Here is a 21848-nt window from a genome sequence, read left to right as displayed (position 1 = left end):
GCAAAATTGTCCTCACTGTCATCGCCGACTACTTTGCTTAGAGTGGCAATCCAGTTTAGGCTATTGTTCGCAATGTTCTCAGTGGTTAGGAGGGTCTTCTAATACTCCAGTAGTTACTCAGAACGGATGGATGGCCGAAAGTTTCTATCCCATACCAGCATAAACCGCTTCTGTTCCATTCATTCTAAAAAAATCCGGCGCTTTCCTGCTTTCTGTGCTTGATTGGACTCACGGCAAGCTTATCCTTCCAATTTGGACTGGCGGCAAAGTTATGGTTCCAAACTGTCAATTTCATCCAAAATTAGCTGACGCAAGAATGAGGGTTGTAGTGTTGTTGACGGCAAAGTTATGGTTCCAGTAACGGCAAAGTTATGGGTAAAGTCACAAATTGAGAGAGTTAGGGAGTTTTTTTAGATGGTTTTATTTGCTGTCTACCTAACCAGTCTCGAAAGTTGGAATGATAAAGACTGTAATGCGTTTTTAGAGCGATTTGTTGTTTCTGTAAGAACTCTAGCCAATTTTCTAGCACTTCCTCAACTTCATACTCATCAGTATCAATGATTTGTGCGATGCCTGCGGCGGTCTGCGCCAACACTGATATTGCTTTTTGCTGCTGTATTAATACATGTAACACATCTGTGCTATGTTTCGTGTCTTGTTCGGGTGGAAACATTTTATGTAAATGCTGCTGATAATATGCTTCTAAACCAGGCGGGGGTTGATTGTACTGGAAAGGTATCGGGTAGAAATTTTCTGCAATCGCACTTATTACCTGACTGACATACATAAAATTATTTTCGCTCAAAGTGGTGAGCCGATGGCCAAGGGCAAGCTGCTCCGCATCTACGCAGAATTCTTGCTCATTAATCTGATGATTACTCAGCCAAGATTTAAGATTTGACCTCTCCCCCAGTATGGCAGGGGAGTAATCTTGTCCCTCCTTTCCTTCGCAGGGAAGGAGAGTTAGGTGATTTTGAATATATGCTTGGATATCTTGCCGATTTTCTTCTGGATAATTAGCTAAATCAAGACTTTGCGACGGCGTTTCAATTAATAAACCTGACTTCTCTCGCAAGAAAGGTCTACGAGTGAGGAGGAAATAGACCCCATCCGGGAGATAGCGGGGGAGATAAAACAGATTTGTACCAGGTGGTTGGCTGTTGCGGTCAATCCAATTCAACCCATCAATGGCAATAATGAGTTGTTGATGAGGTTCTAACTCATCGCTGATTTGCTGGAGAAGACTAGAGAAAAACCAACTTCCCTCTGTGGCGTTATCAGGGAGGGAGATGTAATTAAGCGAGTATTGATTAATGAGTTGCGTGCAGATATTTATGAGAAATTCGTCAGCACGATTCTTACCCTCAAGTTCGGCATTGTAATAAATAACTTGAGGATTGTTTGTCACATATTTGGCGAGGATGGCACTTTTACCGCTACCGGGTGCGCCAATGATGCTGAAGTAACCTTGATTATGCCGGTGGAGAAAGTTGTTAATAGCCCTGAAGACAAATTCACGACCAACAAAATTTTGGCTTTTTTCTTGAATGATTTGTTGAAACTTTGTTGGATGTCCTCTGGAATTGATTGCAGTGGGTGGTTTGGGTGGTGAATTCATAATTTTGGAGAATCATGAAAAGATAAGACAACAGTAGAGGTAGTTATTGAAGTCCGGTTAGTAAATTTTAACGAGTAAATTGTCAAATTTTATCAACAATTAACAGCCGCCGGATATCAGCTTATACAAAAATTCACTAGTGGTGAAAATTTATTAGTTAAAACCTTCCCTAATGTAAATATTAACGTCAACAAAATTTTTGGCAGATAAAATTACTTTCTCCTTTATCCCCCTTTTATCTCCTCAAGACGCAAAAAATGCACCCTTCCTAAAGCATCTCCCGCTACAATTGTCTCGCCATCTGGTGCAACTGCACAGCAACGAATGGGACTATCGGCAGTGAAACTAACAATGACCTCTGCTGTTGTCAGATTCCAAACTTTAAGGATTGTGTCACGGGAAGTAGAAATCACCTGTTGCCCATCAGGGGTGATAGCGACAGCATTTATCCAGTGATTATGACCAGTGAGGGTGAATAGTTCCTCCCCAGTTGTCAGATTCCAAACTTTGAGAGTTTTGTCAGAAGAAGCAGAAATCACCTGTTGCCCATCAGGGGTGATAGCGACAGCATTTATCCAGTGATTATGACCAGTGAGGGTGAATAGTTCTTCCCCAGTTTCCAGATTCCAGACTTTCAGAGTGTTGTCAGAGGAAGCAGAAATCACCTGTTGCCCATCGGAGGTGATAGCTACGGCATTTACCCAGTTAGTATGACCTTTCAGGGTAAATATTTCCTTCCCAGTTGCTAGATTCCAGACTTTCAGAGTGTTGTCAGAGGAAGCAGAAATAACTTGCTGCCCATTGGGAGTAACGACGAGGGCATTTACCCAGTTATTATGACCAGTGAGAGTGAATTCTTCTTCCTTAGTTGCCAAATTCCAGACTTTAATGGTTGTGTCACGGGAAGCAGAAATCACCTGCCGTCCATTGGGAGTAACGGCGACAGCATTTACTGGGTTATTATGACCAGCGAGGGTGAATAATTCCTCCCCAGTTGCCAGATTCCAGACTTTGAAGGTGTTATCAGAGGAAGCAGAAATAACCTGTTGCCCATTTGGGGTGACGGCGATGGCATTTACCCAATTACTATGACCATTCAGGGTAAATTCTTCCATTCCGTTTCCCAAATTCCAGATTTTGAGGGTGTTGTCAGAAGAAGTAGAAATCACCTGTTGCCCATTTGGAGTGACGGCAACGGCATTTACCCAATTACTATGACCATTCAGGGTAAATTCTTCCACTCTGTTTCCCAAATTCCAGACTTTAAGGGTTGTGTCACGAGATGCGGAAATTACCTGCTGTTGATTAGGGGTAATGGCGACGGCATTTACCCAGTTATTATGACCATTCAGGGTAAATTCTTCCATTCCATTTCCCAAATTCCAGATTTTGAGGGTGTTATCAGAGGAAGTGGAAATCACCTGTTGTCCATTAGGGGTGATGGCAACGGCATTTACCGAGTCATTATGACCAGTGAGAGTGAATAGTTCTTCCCCTGTTGCCAGATTCCAAACTTTGAGGGTGTTGTCAGAAGATGCAGAAATCACCTGTTGTCCATTAGGGGTGACGGCAGCGGCATTTACCGAGTCACTATGACCAGTGAAAGTGAATAGTTCTTCCCCAGTTGCCAGATTCCAGACTTTGAGGGTGTTATCAGAAGAAGCAGAAATCATCAGTTGCCCGTTAGGGGTGATGGCAACGGCTTCTACCGAGTCACTATGACCAGTGAAGGTGAATAGTTCTTCCCCAGTTTCCAGATTCCAGGCTTTGAGTGTGTTGTCACAAGAAGCGGAAATTATCTGTTGTCTATTGGGAGTGATGGCGACAGCATTTACATCTGAGGTATGACCAGTGAAGGTAAATAGTTCTCCCCCAGTCTCCAGATTCCAGACTTTAAGGGTGTTGTCAGAAGATGCGGAAATAACTTGCTGCCCATTGGGAGTGATGGCGACGGCATTAACCCAGCTATTATGACCTGTGAGAGTGCGAAGTAAGCGTCCCCCTGGTGGCGTTAAGCTTAGGGTCAAGGGGCACAGCCAAGGAGTAGCTATACTTTGCTTTATTTTTGCTAATAATTCCTGAATCTCCTCTGGCATTTTGTGATGTAGTAACCGTCCATGCAATTGACTCGCTAGTTGCTCCTTATCCACTGCTAAAACATGTGCTGATAGTCTTAATGCGCCTTGAATCAATTGGAGACTTTTGACTTTTTCAGAGTTGTATTTCGAGTAATTTAATGTCTGTGTAATTAAACTCAAATCATAATCTTCAATTAGCGGCTGTACCCCAAACTCAGGATGGTTAATCTTTGCCACCAAAAAATCAAAATCAGTGAGGGTTTGGTAATACTTCTCCAAATTTCCCGACTTCACCAAGTTTGGCGTTAAACTGCCCAAGTAAGCACGTTGAAAAGCGGGACTTTGTACCGCTAACTTGCTAGCAAATTCTCCCATCTCACGCCATCTTCCTTACAAGATAGTCTACAATGCGTTGATTAACCTCTTGAAATAGCTTCCGTTTGGAATCCAAAACTCGTTTTGCTTTTAAGAAGTCTAAAAAACTAGCGTGATAGATGCTATAGCAGTTTTCTCCTTCTAGAATCTGGGGCTTCAAATACTCAACCCACTCATCTAAAACTGATTGGACATCATATTCATCCTGTTCGGCAATATCTGCGATCATCTCGCAGGGAATTGGTGTACCAATTTCCACTAAAATAAATAAGATAAATACTTTTACTTCCTGGGGCTTTTCATCCATCCCCATACGTACCCAATGGACTTGGTAATAGTCATCAAGACCATCGGGTAATTTATTTATACTCAGGTCATTATAGTCACCTTTAGCAATTCCTGGCAAAATATAGCGTAGATACATGAAATTATTTTCGCTCTTAGTTGCTATCTGCTCAACAAAATCTTGATCGGAAATGTTGCGGTTTTGAATCCATTGTTTAAGTTCATTCTTATAATCTTTATCGACATTCAAAAACAACCCAATAAACTCTTTGATATCTTCACGACTCAAATTAATATACTGACTTCCCCTTAAATCTAGTTCCTCGACGGGGACATCTGGTGCAGACAGGCGTTTTTTATCTCTGGTATAGGGTCGTCTAGTTAGCAAGAAATAAACATGTTCAGGAAGCGACGGCGGTAAATCTAAAAGATTTCCTCCTGCTTCTTGTTCCACTTCATCAAGGGCATCGACTACAATTACTAGACGATCGCCAGCAGTCAGTTTTTTGCTAACCTGTTCTAGTAAATCTGCTAAATTAGCCTTTTCGGCATTTTGCAACTGATAACGTTTAACTAATTGTTTGCGAATACTTTCAAGAAATAGCTCTGCTCGATTGCGACCATCGGAGCGAATATTAAAATAGCATGGTGATTTATTGTCCCAGACGTATTTAGCCGCAATGGTACTCTTACCCATACCTGCATCACCCACTACGGTGAAGTAACCATTAAGGTTTTTGTCGCAAAATTGCTTAAAAGCCTCAAAAACAAATTTACGACCGCAAAACGAGCGAATTTTCTCTCGAATTAATGACTTAAATTCCGCTGGATACTCGTCTAAATTCCATTCAGGGAAAGGCTCAAACTCTATTGATTTACTTCTTTTAGCAACCTGAATAAATATTTCTCCAAATTCTTCTAATTCGGATCGCAGTTCAATTCTCATCAATCGGATATCAAATTCTGAATCCTTTCCCTGCAAAAACTTTTCTACTTCTTTGTAGAAACCCAAGGGATTATTTGAAGTATAAGCACTCCAAAAAGCATTTTTAATTTCTCTTTCTCGAAAAAGATTAAGCAGTACTTCCGGCTTATCCACACCATACTCAATTAAAGAGTAAACATAAACACCATCAACATCTTTAGGTGGTTGTACTGGGTCAAACTTGAATTGTTTTAAGGTTCTAACTACAGTTTCATTGCGTTGAGCTTGATTGATAACTAGAGAAGTCGCAGGTTTAGCAATACTCTTAAGTGCATTAACTACTAAGTCAATACTCATCTTCACTAATGGTAGAGATAATTTTTACACCCATAACCTATCCTAACGACAGATGGCAAAATTTACCCTATCCATTGCTATTATATGGCGATCGCTCCCTCTAATCTCTTCCTTTGCGCTCTTCTCTATCTCAAAAGCTCAACATTCACCCTCAAAAGTTCAACTGCGGCAATATAAGCCTTGCAACCATAGAAACTTTATAGTTTGCACACTAAAGATAGTCATCTATGGTATAGAAATGTATAGAATCTTGTAAAGATATAAAATATAGTTGTTAAATGCACACATTTTTAGCTTCTTCCTCAATGCAGCTGTCTGTACCACCAAATCACTTTCAGCCTATGAAGATTGTCGCGCTGGGGGACAGCTTAATTTATGGATTCGGCGATCCAGAAAAAGGAGGTTGGATCGAGCAACTACGGCGATGGTGGATGTTGCCGGATAGTGCGGGTCATATTCTTTATAATTTAGGGGTAAGAGGCGATCGCACGCAACAAGTGGCACAAAGGCTAGAAGTTGAATTTCGTCACCGGGGTGAACTGCGAAATCGCGTTCCTGATTTAATTATTTTATCAGTAGGCGTCAACGACTCAGCGCGGTTGGCGCGTCCTGATGGCCGAAGCTACACAGATTTTACCGTATTTGAAAAGGAAATTGCTTCTCTGCTAGATTTGGCACAGCAACTCTGTCCTGTGTTATTTGTGGGCATGGTGCCAGTGGATGAAAGCAAGATGCCATTTTTAGATTGTTTTTATTATAATCATGCCGATCAGTACCGCTACAAAGAAGCAACTCGAATTGCTTGCAATAAACGGCAGATTCCCTATTTAGATATTTTTGAGCAGTGGATGGAACGCGGTGAAACTTGGCGGCTCAAACGCTTGGGTGAAGATGGTCTTCATCCCAATACACTCGGTTATCAAGCTTTATTAGAAGATGTAATCAATTGGGAAGCAATACCTTCAATGGACTTTGCCAATGCAGCTTACCATTCTAAATTTGATTATCACCTGAAACCATCCTAATAATTAATATAGATGTGTTGGTGCTTTGGGGCTAGTACAAAAAGGCAAAACTAAAAAGAAAGAATGCTTATTTTGTAAGCTTTCTGGCTATTTTAAATGGGTGGTTTGTTTCTGCCGTGTTGTACTAGTTAATATTGTCGTATTTGCGATCCTTGCAAAAAGCACCACAATCTTCCTAAACTTTTAATGAAGCGAGTCAAAATCTATTGATAAAAACTCTAATTTCTCTATATTATTCATAACTCATAACTCAGCACTCCTATGACACCAACTTTATTTGGCCGTTGGCAAACTCGATTATTATTACTTGCAACTGTCGGCGTACTCGTATCTTTGCCTTTTGCAATGGGTTGGATTGGCCCTGGTGCTAACTCGGTTTATTTTTGGATACTTGCTTATGTCGCCATCTTTGGCTTAGGCTGGGATGTGCTTTATGACTATCTGCAAAAATCTCGTTGGGATAGAGATTGGCCCGCAGTTTATCAACTATTAGCTGGTATATGGGAATTGGTGTTTGTGTTTTGTGGAGTCAAACTGTTTGGCTTTTTACCAATACCTCTACCTAAGGAGGAACTGTCGATAGGAGCTTTTGTATTTCACTACAGCATTGTGTGGCTAGCAGTTTTTATTAATTCCCAAAGCCTGATGCGAATTATCTTTCTTCGTTGGCGTTTTCGGGGTGGAGAATGGTTGTAATACAGTAATCAAATCAGATTCTTATATATGGCGGTTTTAGTTTGGATGCAATATGTTGTATTGACGTACATTTGTGTGCGTTTCTAAGAACAACATGGTAGTTGCTGCAACTTTGGAAACCAAAGCAATGCATTGCCTGTTACATCTAATCAAATTAAAAATACCTATTTCAGGAGTGCTGAGTACTGTTAGCGGTAGCGAGGCGTTGAGCCAGTGCGATTATTACTTTTTACCATACTCAGTACTATTTCAATACTTTTCGGATAAACCCAACAATCTCTCTTTTGATCTGGGGAAAGGTTAAAGGGGAAGGGGTAAGGGTTTGAATTTACCTTTACCCCTTCCCCTTTCTCCCAAAACCCGAAAAGTATTGAGTACTATTTCAGTAATGTTTCCCAAATTGACACTTGTGCTGATGTAGTAGTCATATATTGAAAAAACAGTACAAGCTTTGGAGTCTGGGGAGATTCTTCAATGCAGAGACGCAAATTAAGGAAGTGTAATGTCAAATTTTGATCTGGTTATTAGGCTATTTCTACAACTCACAGTTATTTTAGCTACTTGTCGCATTGTCACTATTTTAGGACGCCGCTATCTTGGTCAAACTGATGTTGTTTGCGAAATGATTGCAGGTGTAATGCTAGGGCCATCACTTTTAGGATTGATTGCACCAGATTTTCAGCAATGGCTGTTTCCTAAGCTGCCGATCATTACTGCTGTCGGACTCAAGATACCCAATCCATCAATGTCGATTTTATATGCTATTAGCCAGATTGGGTTGGTAATTTATATGTTTTTAATTGGTTTAGAGTTCAACACTAAACTGTTAAAACATCATATCAAAAGTGCAAGTTTGCTATCTGCTGCTGGGATTATCACTCCTTTTATTTTAGGAGCGATCGCATCTTTTTGGTTTTATCACAATGGTGATTTCTTTCAACCAAAAGTAACGCCGTGGTCAGCCGCGCTGTATCTGGGTGCATCGATGACAATTACGGCTTTTCCCATGTTAGCTCGCATTCTTTACGAACGCGGTCTTGCACAAACCCGCTTTGGTACTTTGGCTTTGGGTGCAGCATCGGTAGATGATGGAGTTGCCTGGTGTTTACTAGCGATCGTGCTTGCTAGCGTCAAAAATTCTCTGAGCATTGCCATATTAGCAATTGGTGGTGGCATTTGCTACGTGCTGTTTGCAATTTTTCTCGGTCAACCTCTACTGAAAGCGTTCACACGGATGACGAAACGCGATACAGGTGTGAATAGACAAACCCTGACTTTAATGTTGATAATTTTGATGTTTTGTGCATGGTTTACCGATGTCACAGGCATCTATGCAATATTTGGTGCTTTTGTGTTGGGAGCAGTGACACCACGGGGAGAATTCGCCCAGCAAATTCGCCACTATACGGAGTTTTTAACTAGTTCTTTTTTGTTACCGATATTTTTTGTCTTCTCTGGACTGAATACTCAAATTGGATTGGTAAATACACCTACTTTGTGGGGAATTACGCTCTTAATTATTGCGATCGCAATTCTCGGTAAAGGTGTTGCTTGTATGCTGGCTGCAAAATTGGGCGGGGAAAATTGGCGAGAATCAGCAACTATCGGCGCTCTGATGAATGCTCGTGGTTTGATGGAGTTAATCATCCTGAATATTGGTCTAGAACAAGGTATAATTACGCCAACTTTATTCACTATAATGGTTATTATGGCAGTCATTACTACCCTGATGGCATCACCACTGATTGCTTTTTTATTGCACGGTACAAGCTATGAAAAATCTTCCATTTAAGCAGATTTAATTATCAAATTAATTACTTCGTAATTGGGTAATTCTCTGCTTTGACTCTGGCTATAGCAATCCTAAATAAGTTACAACCAAAAGATCCCCGACTTATTCAAGAAGTCGGGGATCTGAGCCTCGGAGTGGAGAGCCAATCAAATAGTATTACAATATAACGTTAATTTTATTGCTATCGTTAAATTGGAAGTTATTTTAGATGTAGTTCCTAAAATCATCAGAATTCATATTTCACGACTGCAACTGTATCGTAACAATAATTCATATAACCACGAAGCACAAATTACTCTTGGTTGTATCTAACAAGCTTGACATTTTGCAGTCTTTTAAAGAATTATCTTAGGGAAACCAGATAGTTAATTGTGAGGAAACCATGCACATAGTTGTTCTCGTTCTGGTTGAGGTGCTGATTGTTATTGGACTTTCACGCCTAGTAGGGCTAGGATTTCGTTCTATTAAGCAACCGCTGGTAATTGGTGAAATTGTTGCCGGAATTATGCTCGGCCCATCTTTACTTGGTTTAGTTGCTCCCCATCTAGCAGTTACCTTGTTTCCACCAGAAACTTTTCCTTTTCTCAATGTTTTGTCTCAGGTGGGACTAATATTTTTCATGTTTTTGATTGGGCTAGAACTAAATCCCAAATACCTCGGCGGACAATTAGAAGTAGCAGTTTTAACTTCTCATGTCAGCATTTTGATGCCGTTTTCTCTGGGAACATTGCTAGCGGTGGTACTTTATCCCCTAGTTTCCAATGCAAGTGTATCTTTTACCGCCTTTGCTTTGTTTTTAGGGGCTGCGATGTCGATTACTGCCTTTCCAGTGTTGGCGCGAATCATTACTGAAAACAATTTACAAGGAACGCGTTTAGGAACGTTGGCGTTAACTTGTGCAGCAGTGGATGATGTGACAGCTTGGTGTTTGTTAGCAGTAGCGATCGCAGTTGCTCGGACTGGCAACTTTGCTGGTGCTATACCCACAATTATTGCCAGTATAGTTTACATCGGCTTGATGTTGACGGTGGGACGTTGGTTCCTGCAACGCCTTGCCAAACACTACCTCCGTGCAGGACGACTCAGCCAATTACTGCTAGCTGGGATTTATATGGGTGTGGTTGCGTCAGCACTAATCACCGAACTAATTGGGATTCACTTAATTTTTGGGGCATTTTTACTGGGAGCAGCCATGCCCAAAAATGAAGATTTAGTGCGGGAATTGGCAGTAAAAACGGAAGATTTTGTCCTGATTTTCTTGTTGCCAATCTTTTTTGCCTACAGTGGTTTACGAACAGAGATTGGCTTGCTCAACCGTCCCGAATTGTGGTTTTTGTGTGCGTTGGTTTTAGGAGTAGCGATCGCAGGCAAGTATATTGGTACTTATGTAGCAGCTCGTGTCAGTGGCATTAGTAAACGGGAAGCCTCGGCACTGGGTTGGTTAATGAATACTCGCGGCTTGACCGAACTTATAGTACTAAACATTGGTTTAGAGTTAGGGGTAATTTCCCCTTTAATATTTACCATGCTGGTAATTATGGCATTGGTAACTACATTCATGACCTCGCCATTGCTGGAATGGACATATCCGAAGAAGCTGATCAGGTTAGATGTAATAGAACCAGAGTTGGAAGCAGAAACAGCTACAAGCGCTACTGATGCCGACACTTACATTCGTCCCTACCGAATTTTAGTGCCTGTGGCTAATCCGAGTACCCAAAAAGGCTTGCTACAGTTGGCAGTCAGCATTGCTCTTAACTCTCGACATCCCGCCGTGGTTAACCCTCTGAGCCTGATTGAATTTGAAGAAGATTATGCCTTTGAAAGTACACCAGTTGAAGCAGACCGATTAATTGCCCAGCGCCGTCAGCAGCTAGAAGAATTGATTAATACTCTCGAACCGCTAGAAACACGCTCTCATGTGCATCCCATCGTTCGCATATCTAGCAATGTCGCACGGGAAACTGCACAGATAGCCGCACTAGAGCAAGTTGATTTAATTCTGCTAGGATGGCATCGCCCAGCTTTTAGTAGCAATCGTTTAGGTGGAAGAGTCGGTCAACTTCTCAGCACTGCACCAGTGGATGTAGCAGTATTTGTAGACCGGGGAAGCGATCGCTTAGAAAGCATGTTAGTGCCTTATTCTGCCAATATCCATGATGATTTAGCCCTGATTTTAGCCCTCAGACTGCTAATCAATCATGAAACTTGTACGTTGCAGATTTTACATGTATTACCCGACAATCGCCTCAAAGATGAATTGAATTATGAGTTGGACATCATGATGGAGCAATTACCGAGTAGTGTACGCGATCGCATAGAAATCAAAATTGTCCAGGCTCTAGAGGCAATCCAAACAGTAGTCGAAGCCTCAAAAAATGTAGACTTGACAATTGCTGGTACTAGCCGCACTTGGGGTATCGAGCGTCAAACCTTGGGAAGATATACGGATCAACTAGCCATCCAATGTTGCTCCTCTCTACTGATTACCCGTCGCTACAGTCAAGTCACCGCTCATCTAGCTTCCATGCTTCCTGACATTAGCAGTCAAGAGCCAACACTGAGGAATTAAGAGCATGAATCATTTCAACTTCAAATCTTTGGCTTTTTACGGAGTCGCAATCACGTCAGTGCTACTGTTGTTTAAAACTGTCAGTGTTTATGGAGAAAACAATCTCAAGGCTCCTCCGACCGTTAACGGCCGTTACCGTCTAACCTTTGCGGAGAATTTGCCGAATTGTGAAAAATCGGATACCCTGACGTTAAACATTGAACAGTCGGGTATTTACTTAAATGCCTCTGTATTACCGGCAAACGCTAAGACCGAAACTGACGAAAAGCACTCTCTGGCAGGCATCTTTAGAAATCAACAGTTAAATTTATCTGGGAAAGTTGGTAGTTCAATCCTTTGTAATATTCCTCGCCCCCAAAATGAGCCTCTCAACTCAGTGACAATTCAAATGCAACTTGTGGATAAAGGTAATATGACAGGTCAATTAACTCTACAGGGCATTTCCCAAACTCTGAAATTTACCGCTGTGCCCCAAAAAGTTAATTGAAAAAAGGATTAGGGATTGGCAGCGCGAAGTAAACGGCAATGTGAGCGCATTGTATGGGTTTTATGGAGCAAATAAAAAGAATGGATCAGGGACTAAAGACTAAGCAATTTTGCCAATGGGGTAAGCAGCTATTTAGCATCAGTATATTAGGCTTTTACGCAGCGATCGCCCTTGAAACTTGCACTACTGCTGCTACACCAGGGGCCAAACTAGATAATTGGCGTTTTTCACCCAAGACACAGCAACTTGAAATCACCCTCTCAGCAGGCACAACCCCCCGCTATTTCTACCTGGCCCAACCCTCGCGTCTGGTTGTAGATTTACCGAATACGAAGTTGGGTAAAGTTAACACGCTGCAAAATTATTCTGGAGCAATTAAAAGCATTCGCGTTTCTCAACTGAACGCAAACGACACACGTATTGTCTTAGATTTAGCACCAGGGACTATTTTTAATCCCAAACAGATACAACTGCAACCTGTTTCCCGCAAAAACTCCACTCGCTGGGTGTTACGTCCGGTTATTTCTGGTAAAACTACTGCCGTGAAAGCAGGAAACTCCTCACCTTCAACCAAGAAACAACCTCAAACAGCTTATAAGTCACAGCCGCCGAGTAACTTACCCGTAACCACTACTAATCAACAACCGCCCTTACTTACAGTTCCGCCTCCATCCAACGAACTACCCTCAGCAATTATTACTAACTCAGGGCAGCCTTTTGTCACTGTACCCCCCCTAACTCCCAATACATCCTCTCAACAACCTGCTTTGAGTCTTCCCCCCCCTTCTTTCCCAAATCAGCCCAATAATTTGAATAATATTCCCCCTGTCGGGATATCGGAATTTCCAGTTCCAACAATCCCCAATGCTCCCGATCCCCAAATAATTGAGTTTGGTCAACCTCTTCCTAAAAATAGATAAGGAGTGAGGAGATGGGGGCAGGGGAGGCAGGGGGAGAATAAACCAATGCCCAATGCCCAATTCCCTATGCCCAATTTTAAAATCTGTCCGTTTCCTGAGGTGTTCCAACTGCTCCTGGTTGAGCTGTGAAGAAGTTTTGAGCAGCTTCATTCTGATATATGCACCTAATATCAGGTTTGTCACTGTCCAAGTTCCCTGTAAAACCAAAGGTGTTCAGGCGATTTTTGCAATCTCTTACCTGATCGGATGTCACCAGCTTACGTTGCTCTAAAAGCGCCCAGTTATTTTGTCGGATTACGCATCCAGGACGCATACTAGGCTGGGCAACATAGACATTGAAGGGGTTGAGAGTGACGAAGAGTCTAGCGTCCATCACCATCGCGCTGGCTCCGTACTGCACACAAATTTCAGGGTTTGGTGCTTTGGTGTCAATAAATTCACGAGAAGCCACATTCGATGGGGCCAACGTGGTTGTAGAACTAAAAGCAATACCAATCCCAATTCCCAAAATTAACACCCCTCCCATAATTGCGATGGTGGTGAAGTTAAATAGAGGGGATTGGAAAACAGAGGGTTTAGAAGTAGTAGCCGATCTACCAGTAGATTTACGTCTCATTGTTGCTTAATCACCTTCACGCCGATTTGGCAGGGAGTTATCTAAAGTTTTCTCCCTCTTTCAGTATGCCTATTCTTGACTTTAATTGCCTGCAAGTTTCTGTGCAATATTCTTGTTAAACCTCGTCTACCTTGAGAACCGTAGTTTTGTAGGTTGGGTGCAGCGATAGCGTAACCCAATATAAATAAGGTGGTAATGTTAGGTTGCGTTTCACTCCACCCAACCTACATAAATATATCTTTTAAAAAATATCTTTTAAAAAACTCTAGGTTTCAACATAGATGAGGTTTAGAATAATTAATGAGTATCTTTGTTTATTTTATCGTTAACGAATTGTTATTAGTTATAACCTTTGTGCTGCTTAACTTGATTAATCACTGTTGTAAACGAATTTATTCGTGAATTATACCATATTTTTCATTGTTATCAGATACAGTTAACTGAATTTTCATAATTAATTTAGTAATAATGCTTAAAATATCTAGATTTTGTTGTTAATTTTAAATTTTGAAGACGAGATATTTTTGTTACCCCTAGTAATTGATGTGTAAAACAATGTAAATTAATACTTAATAAAATTTTGATAAGTAATTGAAAGCACGTGATATCTCAAAGAGCGCTACTTTCGGGCAAGAGGTTCAAAACTTCGCAACTGCAAATCTTCCTAGCTGATAGTCTGACTATTTTTTGGGGAGATTGGTTAGATTTACGTGTGAGAATCTTACCAGTTGCAGCATCAGGCTTAATATCTCCACTGATCTATATTTTAGCTTTTGGCTTGGGTTTGGGTAGTTCTATCAAACCAGGTTCAGGAATTAGTGGTAGCTATAACAACTATTTGGAATTTATATTACCGGGCATGGTAGCGCTCTCGTCAATGACGGTTAGCTTTGCTGGAACGACATTTTCCATTTGTGGAGACAGATTATTTACCAAAACCTTTGAGGAATTGTTGTTAACTCCCATACATCCCTTAGCGTTGTATATCGGTAAAATGCTGGCGGGAGTCGTGCGGGGGTTGATGACTTCTGGTTCGGTGATTTTGGTAGCGCTGCTTTTGACTGGAAACTGGAATTTTATCAACCCACTATTTCTGCTGTTGGTGACGCTGAATTGTTCCGTATTTGCTGGATTAGGGGTGATTGTGGGGTTGAGTGTGCGATCGCTCGAATCAGTCGGACTCTACAACAATTTTATCATTATCCCCATGTCATTCTTAGGAGCGACTTTCTTTGACCCAGCGACATTACCACCGACTTTCAAAGTCTTAGTTTACCTGTTGCCACTAACCTACGCCAGCATGGGATTGCGTGCAGTTGCTCATTTACCCTTATCCCAATTTCCTTGGTACAGCATACCGATTTTGCTGGTGGTTGCGATCGCTCTTTCGCTGTGGGGTGGTTATAAATTTGCTCATCAACAGGATTAAAATAGGGAAGATTTAGATAGGGATTCACACCCCAACTAAATCTTAAATGTTACTCCTCAGCGATCAACTTTCTTTCTTCTGGGAGTAAGGTAGTTTCATCCTCAGGACGTTCGCCATCTACAGATTGGGCTTTAGTACTATGGGGTTTGATAATTAGACTGACGCCAATTGTCCAACCTAATGCAACCATCCAACCTGCGAGAATGTCACTAGGAAAATGAACTCCCAGATAAAGACGACACCAGGCAATAGCGATGATATATAAGCTGCCGAGTATGAGAACCAACCAGCGCCAGGAACTAGCCCAAGTTAAAAATAGCAAAATTGCTACCAGAGTTATACTCGTCATGGCATGACCACTAGGAAATGCAAAACTATACTCAGGTGCAATAGATTCCCACAATTGTGGACGTACTCGATGCATTAATTGCTTCGCTGTGCGGTTGATAATGACACTTCCCAATGAAGCAGTAAGTAAATAAGCTAGCGATCGCCAGCGTTTTTGAAGTAGTAAGATGAGTGCGATCGCACCTAAAATCGGTATCGCCATCCAAGGCAACCCAATTATAGCGAGGGTGACAGCTAAAACATCTAACTGTGGGTTGGCTGTAGAATGGACTGTTAGCAAAATAGGCACATCCCACGGTAAGCCTGCTTGATTCTCCCATATCTTCACTGTCAGGATTTCAAATACCTGCAAAGGTAAATATACTCCTATCAACAGCAGTAAGAGCGATCGCCAACGAGCAATTAACAAGTTTTTGAGAAAATCAAGCGGCGACTGACTCTCTTGGTTAGCTGTTTTCACTTTTTCCATATCTAAGTTAAAAAGACTAATCAACGACTTCACTGATTACAAATTACTGGAATTTTGAGCAGTTCCACAATGTTTACAGTACGACAAATGCTTATAAGTAAGATTATGACAGTTTTGGCATTCAACGTCCTGATAATAACCACAGTGCGGACAGTAAGTATCAAGATGTCGAATTTTCTTGGCGCAATTGACGCAGCGGGATTTTTGAACTCTGCTAGCTGCTTGGACTTTGGCATTGAAGACAAATTTTTGAAAGAACTGGATAATTCCAAAGCCAATAATTGGAATCAGTAAGATATAAATGTAATTGATTAGGAAAAGTAGACCACCAAAAAGGGCGCTAATGATCTCAAAGAAAAATTTAAATATTGCACCTATTTGGAGAAATTCAAATATTTTAACAATCAGTGGAATAAAAAAGATAACTAGCAAATGCCAGCTAATTAGCGAGACAAGTCCATATCCTCTTCTTTGGGCAAAATTGTGAACTGATAAAGCAATGAAAATCAGTGGTAAAAGAAAAAGAGACTGAAAAGCAAGCTGGATACTTGGATACCAAAATGATGCCTTTTGATAGCCTTTTTCAACTTCCCGGAATTGATTAGTATCTTTAAGAAAGGCTAGAAAACTAATACTTTCTGGTTTGGTAAGCAGTTCATTTTTAAGAGTAGAAATTTCTTGTTTCAGGGTAGAAATTTGGCGATTATTTTGCTCTAATGTCTGTTTAGCTTTTTCAGCACTGACTTGATTAATTGATTGTTCGCGACCCTGACCTGCAATTTTTTCTAATAACGTTGAGTCATATTGAGATTTAATAGTGCTATTGGTTTGTTCAAGCCTACTAATTTTTGCTTGTTCCCGATCAATAGTTTTGATAATTTCCTGCTTTTCAGGATTGTTAAGTTTATCTTTGTAGTCTGCATATTGCAGGCAAGTTTTAGAAACCTTACCTAAATGTCCTACTTCAGCTTGCTGATAGTTTCGCTGAAAACTGAGTTGATTGTTCGGGTTATAATATGGCAATGAAAGTCTAACAATGTCATAGTCTTTATCTTTAGTGGTTTGTGTCTGATAATTTTGCCACTCTGAATAACATGGATAAGCTGCGGTTGGACTGATATGCCATCTGCTAATATCATCAATTCCTGTAAAAACATTAATCAAGATAAAAATATCAATTATAATAATCACAACCAAACTTACTTTATTCAGTGGTTCGTTGTTGATTGTCCTTGATTTACTAAAAAATTGACTCAAAATTCGGCGAATTCTGGCAAACATATTGTCTTTTCAATAAATAGAAATTCAATCCGAATCAATTTTATCTGATCCGTAGTCAGTAACTAAACAAAAATACATCGATTCATCTGAAGATTTGTTAATTGCTTTGCATAATTAGGGGGTTCATGTTGTCCACCCCACAAGAATTTGATTTAATTCAATTTAGATGTTTTTCAATTTCATCACAAAAACATCCAAGAAATCACTGATGCTATATAATTAAAATTTTTACACAATATAAGGTAATAAATACTTAATCTCAATCAGTATGGGATTCAATACTTGTCGGTTAAGGGGAAAAGGGGAAGGGGAAAGGGGAAAGAAAAAATCTTTAACCTTTACCCTTTAACCTTTTCCCCAAACCTAATGCCGAGTTAAAAATGCAGAAAGCGAGCAGTATTGGCATGGGATTGATTGTGGTGCTTCTGATCATTAGCTTATCGCTTGTCTTAATCAAAGTGTGGTCATCTCAACCACGGGGCAACGTTTCTAAGCCATACTTCAGTGACGCGAAAAATAGAAAACTGCAAAAACGTTTACTTATTTTACTTAACGGTGATTTGACAACAGCCGAACGATTACTTAAACAGCAGCGCCAGAGGCATCAGGGTCAATCGGATACATGGTACTTGGAGAAAGTGATTTATGACTTGGAACGCGATCGCCGTTACTAAAATTCACAACACAAGAAGGGCGATCTTGGAATAGGTTCTAGGGGCGCACATCTGTCATTAGTGTCAACTTAATGTCAAAGCAAGTCTAGAACTAGCTTTTAGATTGCCTCGTTCCCAGTCTCCGACTGGGAATGCTCGTCTTTGAGGCTCTGCCTCTCCTGCTGGCGGCAGAGCCACCAGGAACAGCATTTCCAGCCTCCGGCTGGAAACGAGGTTTTAAAGGAGTTTCAGCTTAAGTTGACACCAATGCACATCTGTGAGCCCCTAATAAATCCTATTTAGCAGCGAAGTAAGCTTCTAATGCTTCAGAACCACCAATTAATTTACCATCGATAAACACTTGAGGAACTGTTGTAGCACCTGTAACCGCTCGTAACGAGCGTGTGGTGATATCCTTGCCCAAGGTAATTTCTTCATAGTTAATGCCATGTTCCTTGAGCATCGTCTTAGCGCGCGCACAGAAGGGACAACCAACTTTCGCAAACAGGGAAACGAGTTCGGGCTTCACTGCTTGGGGGTTGATGTATCTGAGCATTGTCTCAGCATCGGACACTTTAAAGGGATCTCCTGGCTCCTCTGGTTCAATAAACATCTGGTTAATTACACCATCTCTCACCAGCATAGAATAGCGCCACGATCGCTTCCCAAACCCCAAGTCTGATTTATCTACTAATAGACCCATGCCTTCAGTAAATTCACCATTACCATCAGGAATAAGTGTGACATTTTCTGCTTCTTGATCCTTGGCCCATTCGTTCATCACAAAAGCATCATTCACAGAAATACAGATAATATCATCGACACCATTTTCTTTGAAAACCGGAGCCAATTCGTTGTACCCAGGGAGATGAGTTGATGAACAAGTCGGGGTATAAGCACCTGGTAAAGAGAAGACAACCACTGTCTTATTAGCAAACAATTCATCAGTTGTCACATCCACCCACTGGTTATCCTTGCGAGTATGAAACGTGACATTGGGTACTCTTTGTCCTCGATGATTGGGTAACATAATTTTGCTTGCCTTTAGTAATCAATTCCAGTCATAACCTATCATGGGAGAACTGGTACAATGTAACTATCAATCGGCTAAGAAACTTCATTAACGAATGGAGCGATCGCTGCTACAAATTCAGTAGTTGATTCATAAGGTAAAACATTACGCCCATTTATTTTTATACCTTGAGATTGAGGGAAACAAGCAAGGTAGTGAGCCAAACGTTCATCTGGCGTTTCTTTTTTATTGTCTTGGCTAATACTCGATGCAGTTTCCCCCACAACTGTTAATGTTGGTTGCCCAATAGAGGCAATAAAACTAGTATAATCATCTCGCCAAAACCCTGCTAAAAAAGAAAACACTGCATGGCGACTAGCAAGATTTTCTGCCCCTGCAAGCAATGTATTTAACCACTCTGCATCCACAGCATTCTCAGAAGCAAAGAGTTGACGAGTTGAGAAAGAACGTAAAAATTTTGGGGTGCGTGCATAGCGATAAAAAGGACTTCCAAAAGGCGAATCTAACACATTCCAAAGAAATTTTTCTTGCCATTTTGGTGGTTTATTTGTCATCAAAGCCCACGCTGGCGGCCCAGAAAGTACCAGTCCGGCAATTAAATTTGATTCCTTTTGGACTAATTGGATTGCAACTGGCAATAAAGCGCCTTGTACTACTATAATTACAGGTTTTTGCACTACTTCTTGTAAAAAGTATCGCAACTGTTCTGCCCAATCACTAGGAGTGTAAGCCAGATGAGGCATATCACTTTCACCACATCCTAGTAAATCAGGGTTGTAAATCGAATTTCGTTGACCTTGATCATACCACTCGCGACAAAATCGCTGCCAAAATTGCCGCGATAATCCAACGCCAATTGGATGAATTAGCAGTAAGGGAACGCCCTCAGATGTTGTATTAATTGGTTGATGAACTTCGTAGGCACAACGATAATTCTGCCAACGATAAAACTGGCTAGGAGATGCTGTTAAATTGGTTGTTTTTGCTACAGCAGATGGTTGCATAATTCCTAGTTGTTAATACTTACTAAAAAATCATCTGTGGATGAATCAACTTGTATCCAGCTTCTTTGAGCTTTTCATTGGATACCCAAGCATTATATGGCCGGATACTCTTGACAGAAGTATCCCATTTAACCTTGGGTAAATTATGTTTTTCAAATAAGCTATCTAACAAGTCTCGGCTAGTAAGATGTGCATCATCGACTAAATTGTAAATCCCTTGTAAACGACGGTGACGGGCAAATTCTATTGCACCAACAATATCATCCAAATGAATCCAATTTGTGATATCTTCGCCACTGCCCGGACGGGTTGTATCAGAGTATCTGCTAAATATCTTTACTAGTTCTCTGCCAGTTCCATAAATTCCTCCTAAGCGGAAAATACAAACCCGGAGATGTTCGCTAGATGCTGATAGCAATATCTCCTCTGTTTTTCTCAGAATTTGGGCATTTAAATTAGCGGGTGCGAGGGGTGTTTCTTCATCTACCCATACACCATTTCTGTCACCATAGACAGCATAGCTTCCTGTGTATATTAATTGTTTTACACTTTTAATTTGCTGCAAACATGAAACTAAAGCTTGGGCAGTTTGTAGATAAGTTTCTTCATAAACTTCTCCACTTTTTGCACCAATACTCAAAAGTACAACATCTTGATTGTGCAAAACTGATTTTAGACTATCTATGTCATTACCGCAGGTAACTACAACTCTTTGAGATACTGATTTTAGTGCAGGTAGACGCTCAGGAGAAGTCGTGGTTACACTGACAACAAAATTCATATTTTGCTGCCAATATTGAGCAACTTTATAACCAACATAACCACAACCAATGATTGCAACGTTCATGACAAATTAGACACAAATAAATTAAACTACTCATTGAGACACTATTCTCCATTAAAGCACTAGACGCAAATAAATTTAACAGTCTAGAGCTAGAAGTCAATAGTTAATAGGAAAGAAAATTTTACCTAATTACTAATGACCAATTATCAATGACTATTTTGCTAATTCCTTCTCAATTATGGCAATTATTTCTGGTGAATTTGGCTGCACACTACTATTAAATCGAGCGACTACTTCACCTTGCTTATTAACTAAAAATTTTTCAAAGTTCCAAGCAATAGTTCCCTTTGGCTCAACGGCTTTGGTAAGTCGCTCATAAAGTGGATGCTGCTGTGAGCCTTTGGCATGAACTTTATCGAATAGTTCAAATGTAACACTATATTTACTCGTGCAGAATTGCACAATTTCTTCATTGCTTCCTGGTTCCTGCGCTCCAAAATCGTTACAAGGGAACCCCAAAATACGTAACCCTGCCTCTCTATACTTCTGGTTTAGCTTTTCTAACCCCTCGTATTGAGAAGTATAACCGCAGTAGGAAGCCACATTCACAATTAAGAGTACCTTACCCGTGTACTCATTTAATTGTTTATCCTCACCGTTAATGGTCTTGACTGCAATATCCGAAATTGTGTTACTCATCTTGAATCTGATTTATAGGGAATATTGCCAAGTCTCCCATATTACAGGTACTCTCAACCCAGTTTCTTTAAGGAAATTAAGTTTTTTAGTCTTCTTAACCCTACGATTCTGTTTAACTCAGAAGATGTTTTAAATGTAACAGACGATCTGATGATATGGTTTACTTGCTCGTGTTCCAGTTCTTTCAACCCGAATTAAGTACTTAACTCCAATCCAATACTTGTCGGTTAAAGGGAATAGAGTAAAGGGAAAGGAAAAGAAAAAACCTTTAGGGAGCATCCCAAATGTCTAATTTCTATCAAACCCAGGTGATAAATTGTCATTGCGAACGAAGCGACAGCGTAGAGAAGCAATCTCATATCTTGCGATTACTTCTCTACGAGACGCTACGCGAACGCT

Annotated in this window: 19 protein-coding genes; 8 read left to right on the top strand and 11 right to left on the bottom strand. The window is 40.7% G+C overall.

The window, feature by feature from the left end; translation table 11 throughout:
* Window positions 1–397: 397 nt before the first annotated feature.
* From FD723_RS27415 to FD723_RS27405, 3 genes are all read right to left on the bottom strand, one after another.
* Window positions 398–1618 carry an AAA family ATPase gene (locus tag FD723_RS27415; RefSeq protein WP_179068184.1) on the bottom strand — a complete coding sequence of 407 codons (1221 nt, stop codon included), beginning with the start codon at window positions 1616–1618 and terminating at the stop codon, window positions 398–400.
* A gap of 224 nt (window positions 1619–1842) precedes the next feature.
* On the bottom strand, window positions 1843–4071 hold the full coding sequence (locus tag FD723_RS27410; protein ID WP_179068183.1) for a WD40 repeat domain-containing protein: 2229 nt from the start codon (window positions 4069–4071) through the stop codon (window positions 1843–1845).
* A gap of 1 nt (window position 4072) precedes the next feature.
* Entirely contained in the window at window positions 4073–5638 is a 1566-nt protein-coding gene (locus FD723_RS27405; RefSeq protein WP_179068182.1) for an AAA family ATPase, read from the bottom strand.
* A gap of 278 nt (window positions 5639–5916) precedes the next feature.
* Between FD723_RS27405 and FD723_RS27400 the strand changes: the two genes are divergently transcribed.
* The 6 genes from FD723_RS27400 (at window position 5917) to FD723_RS27375 (ending at window position 13130) form a co-directional block, all read left to right on the top strand.
* Window positions 5917–6663, top strand: a complete 747-nt coding sequence (locus tag FD723_RS27400; RefSeq protein ID WP_179068181.1) for a GDSL-type esterase/lipase family protein — start codon at window positions 5917–5919, stop codon at window positions 6661–6663.
* Window positions 6664–6924: 261 nt separating this feature from the next.
* On the top strand, window positions 6925–7359 hold the full coding sequence (locus tag FD723_RS27395; protein ID WP_179068180.1) for a hypothetical protein: 435 nt from the start codon (window positions 6925–6927) through the stop codon (window positions 7357–7359).
* 502 nt (window positions 7360–7861) lie between these two features.
* A complete protein-coding gene (locus FD723_RS27390) occupies window positions 7862–9151 on the top strand; it encodes a cation:proton antiporter (protein WP_179068179.1) in 1290 nt (429 codons plus the stop codon).
* 382 nt (window positions 9152–9533) lie between these two features.
* Window positions 9534–11723, top strand: coding sequence for a cation:proton antiporter (locus FD723_RS27385; RefSeq protein WP_179068178.1), 2190 nt, complete (start codon window positions 9534–9536; stop codon window positions 11721–11723).
* 4 nt (window positions 11724–11727) lie between these two features.
* The gene (locus FD723_RS27380) at window positions 11728–12210 is read left to right on the top strand and encodes a hypothetical protein (RefSeq protein WP_179068177.1); all 483 of its coding nucleotides are present in this window, start codon (window positions 11728–11730) and stop codon (window positions 12208–12210) included.
* Window positions 12211–12290: 80 nt separating this feature from the next.
* On the top strand, window positions 12291–13130 hold the full coding sequence (locus tag FD723_RS27375) for an AMIN domain-containing protein (RefSeq protein WP_179068176.1): 840 nt from the start codon (window positions 12291–12293) through the stop codon (window positions 13128–13130).
* A gap of 76 nt (window positions 13131–13206) precedes the next feature.
* On the opposite strand, the gene FD723_RS27370 is transcribed toward FD723_RS27375, so the two are convergent.
* Window positions 13207–13746 (bottom strand): DUF3172 domain-containing protein, encoded by a 540-nt coding sequence (locus tag FD723_RS27370; protein ID WP_179068175.1) that lies wholly within the window; start codon window positions 13744–13746, stop codon window positions 13207–13209.
* A 601-nt stretch (window positions 13747–14347) separates the two neighbouring features.
* Here FD723_RS27370 and FD723_RS27365 point away from each other — a divergent pair.
* On the top strand, window positions 14348–15175 hold the full coding sequence (locus tag FD723_RS27365) for an ABC transporter permease (RefSeq protein WP_179068174.1): 828 nt from the start codon (window positions 14348–14350) through the stop codon (window positions 15173–15175).
* 49 nt (window positions 15176–15224) lie between these two features.
* On the opposite strand, the gene FD723_RS27360 is transcribed toward FD723_RS27365, so the two are convergent.
* Together FD723_RS27360 and FD723_RS27355 are read right to left on the bottom strand one after the other, a co-directional pair.
* On the bottom strand, window positions 15225–15992 hold the full coding sequence (locus FD723_RS27360) for a phosphatase PAP2 family protein (RefSeq protein WP_179068173.1): 768 nt from the start codon (window positions 15990–15992) through the stop codon (window positions 15225–15227).
* Between the two features lie 36 nt (window positions 15993–16028).
* On the bottom strand, window positions 16029–17273 hold the full coding sequence (locus FD723_RS27355) for a hypothetical protein (RefSeq protein WP_179068172.1): 1245 nt from the start codon (window positions 17271–17273) through the stop codon (window positions 16029–16031).
* A gap of 380 nt (window positions 17274–17653) precedes the next feature.
* On the opposite strand from FD723_RS27355, the gene FD723_RS27350 reads away from it, so the two are divergent.
* The gene (locus FD723_RS27350; RefSeq protein WP_256874941.1) at window positions 17654–17947 is read left to right on the top strand and encodes a hypothetical protein; all 294 of its coding nucleotides are present in this window, start codon (window positions 17654–17656) and stop codon (window positions 17945–17947) included.
* Window positions 17948–18010: 63 nt separating this feature from the next.
* Here FD723_RS27350 and FD723_RS43105 read toward each other — a convergent pair whose 3' ends face one another.
* From FD723_RS43105 to FD723_RS27330, 5 genes are all read right to left on the bottom strand, one after another.
* Window positions 18011–18136 (bottom strand): hypothetical protein, encoded by a 126-nt coding sequence (locus FD723_RS43105; protein ID WP_256874940.1) that lies wholly within the window; start codon window positions 18134–18136, stop codon window positions 18011–18013.
* Between the two features lie 85 nt (window positions 18137–18221).
* Complete coding sequence (locus tag FD723_RS27345) at window positions 18222–18956, bottom strand: redoxin family protein (RefSeq protein ID WP_179068171.1); 735 nt, start codon at window positions 18954–18956, stop codon at window positions 18222–18224.
* Window positions 18957–19033: 77 nt separating this feature from the next.
* Window positions 19034–19963, bottom strand: a complete 930-nt coding sequence (locus tag FD723_RS27340; RefSeq protein WP_179068170.1) for an alpha/beta fold hydrolase — start codon at window positions 19961–19963, stop codon at window positions 19034–19036.
* 22 nt (window positions 19964–19985) lie between these two features.
* On the bottom strand, window positions 19986–20810 hold the full coding sequence (locus FD723_RS27335; protein WP_179068169.1) for an SDR family oxidoreductase: 825 nt from the start codon (window positions 20808–20810) through the stop codon (window positions 19986–19988).
* A gap of 153 nt (window positions 20811–20963) precedes the next feature.
* Complete coding sequence (locus tag FD723_RS27330) at window positions 20964–21449, bottom strand: glutathione peroxidase (RefSeq protein WP_179068168.1); 486 nt, start codon at window positions 21447–21449, stop codon at window positions 20964–20966.
* Window positions 21450–21848: the final 399 nt, after the last annotated feature.

Origin of the sequence: Nostoc sp. C052 (genome assembly GCF_013393905.1) — a bacterium.
Classification (GTDB): Bacteria; Cyanobacteriota; Cyanobacteriia; order Cyanobacteriales; family Nostocaceae; genus Nostoc.
Note: the sequence above shows the minus strand (reverse complement) of the source record. Positions and strands in the feature narration are given on the sequence as shown.

Coding starts and splice junctions, on each gene's coding strand:
- FD723_RS27380 (WP_179068177.1), top strand. CDS start 11,728: ATGAATCATTTCAACTTCAAATCTTTGGCTTTTTACGGAGTCGCAATC.
- FD723_RS27400 (WP_179068181.1), top strand. CDS start 5,917: ATGCACACATTTTTAGCTTCTTCCTCAATGCAGCTGTCTGTACCACCA.
- FD723_RS27405 (WP_179068182.1), bottom strand. CDS start 5,638: ATGAGTATTGACTTAGTAGTTAATGCACTTAAGAGTATTGCTAAACCT.
- FD723_RS27340 (WP_179068170.1), bottom strand. CDS start 19,963: ATGCAACCATCTGCTGTAGCAAAAACAACCAATTTAACAGCATCTCCT.
- FD723_RS27390 (WP_179068179.1), top strand. CDS start 7,862: ATGTCAAATTTTGATCTGGTTATTAGGCTATTTCTACAACTCACAGTT.
- FD723_RS27375 (WP_179068176.1), top strand. CDS start 12,291: ATGGATCAGGGACTAAAGACTAAGCAATTTTGCCAATGGGGTAAGCAG.
- FD723_RS27355 (WP_179068172.1), bottom strand. CDS start 17,273: ATGTTTGCCAGAATTCGCCGAATTTTGAGTCAATTTTTTAGTAAATCA.
- FD723_RS27330 (WP_179068168.1), bottom strand. CDS start 21,449: ATGAGTAACACAATTTCGGATATTGCAGTCAAGACCATTAACGGTGAG.
- FD723_RS27415 (WP_179068184.1), bottom strand. CDS start 1,618: ATGAATTCACCACCCAAACCACCCACTGCAATCAATTCCAGAGGACAT.
- FD723_RS27345 (WP_179068171.1), bottom strand. CDS start 18,956: ATGTTACCCAATCATCGAGGACAAAGAGTACCCAATGTCACGTTTCAT.
- FD723_RS27335 (WP_179068169.1), bottom strand. CDS start 20,810: ATGAACGTTGCAATCATTGGTTGTGGTTATGTTGGTTATAAAGTTGCT.
- FD723_RS27350 (WP_256874941.1), top strand. CDS start 17,654: ATGCAGAAAGCGAGCAGTATTGGCATGGGATTGATTGTGGTGCTTCTG.
- FD723_RS27385 (WP_179068178.1), top strand. CDS start 9,534: ATGCACATAGTTGTTCTCGTTCTGGTTGAGGTGCTGATTGTTATTGGA.
- FD723_RS27410 (WP_179068183.1), bottom strand. CDS start 4,071: ATGGGAGAATTTGCTAGCAAGTTAGCGGTACAAAGTCCCGCTTTTCAA.
- FD723_RS27395 (WP_179068180.1), top strand. CDS start 6,925: ATGACACCAACTTTATTTGGCCGTTGGCAAACTCGATTATTATTACTT.
- FD723_RS43105 (WP_256874940.1), bottom strand. CDS start 18,136: ATGCTGTTCCTGGTGGCTCTGCCGCCAGCAGGAGAGGCAGAGCCTCAA.
- FD723_RS27360 (WP_179068173.1), bottom strand. CDS start 15,992: ATGGAAAAAGTGAAAACAGCTAACCAAGAGAGTCAGTCGCCGCTTGAT.
- FD723_RS27370 (WP_179068175.1), bottom strand. CDS start 13,746: ATGAGACGTAAATCTACTGGTAGATCGGCTACTACTTCTAAACCCTCT.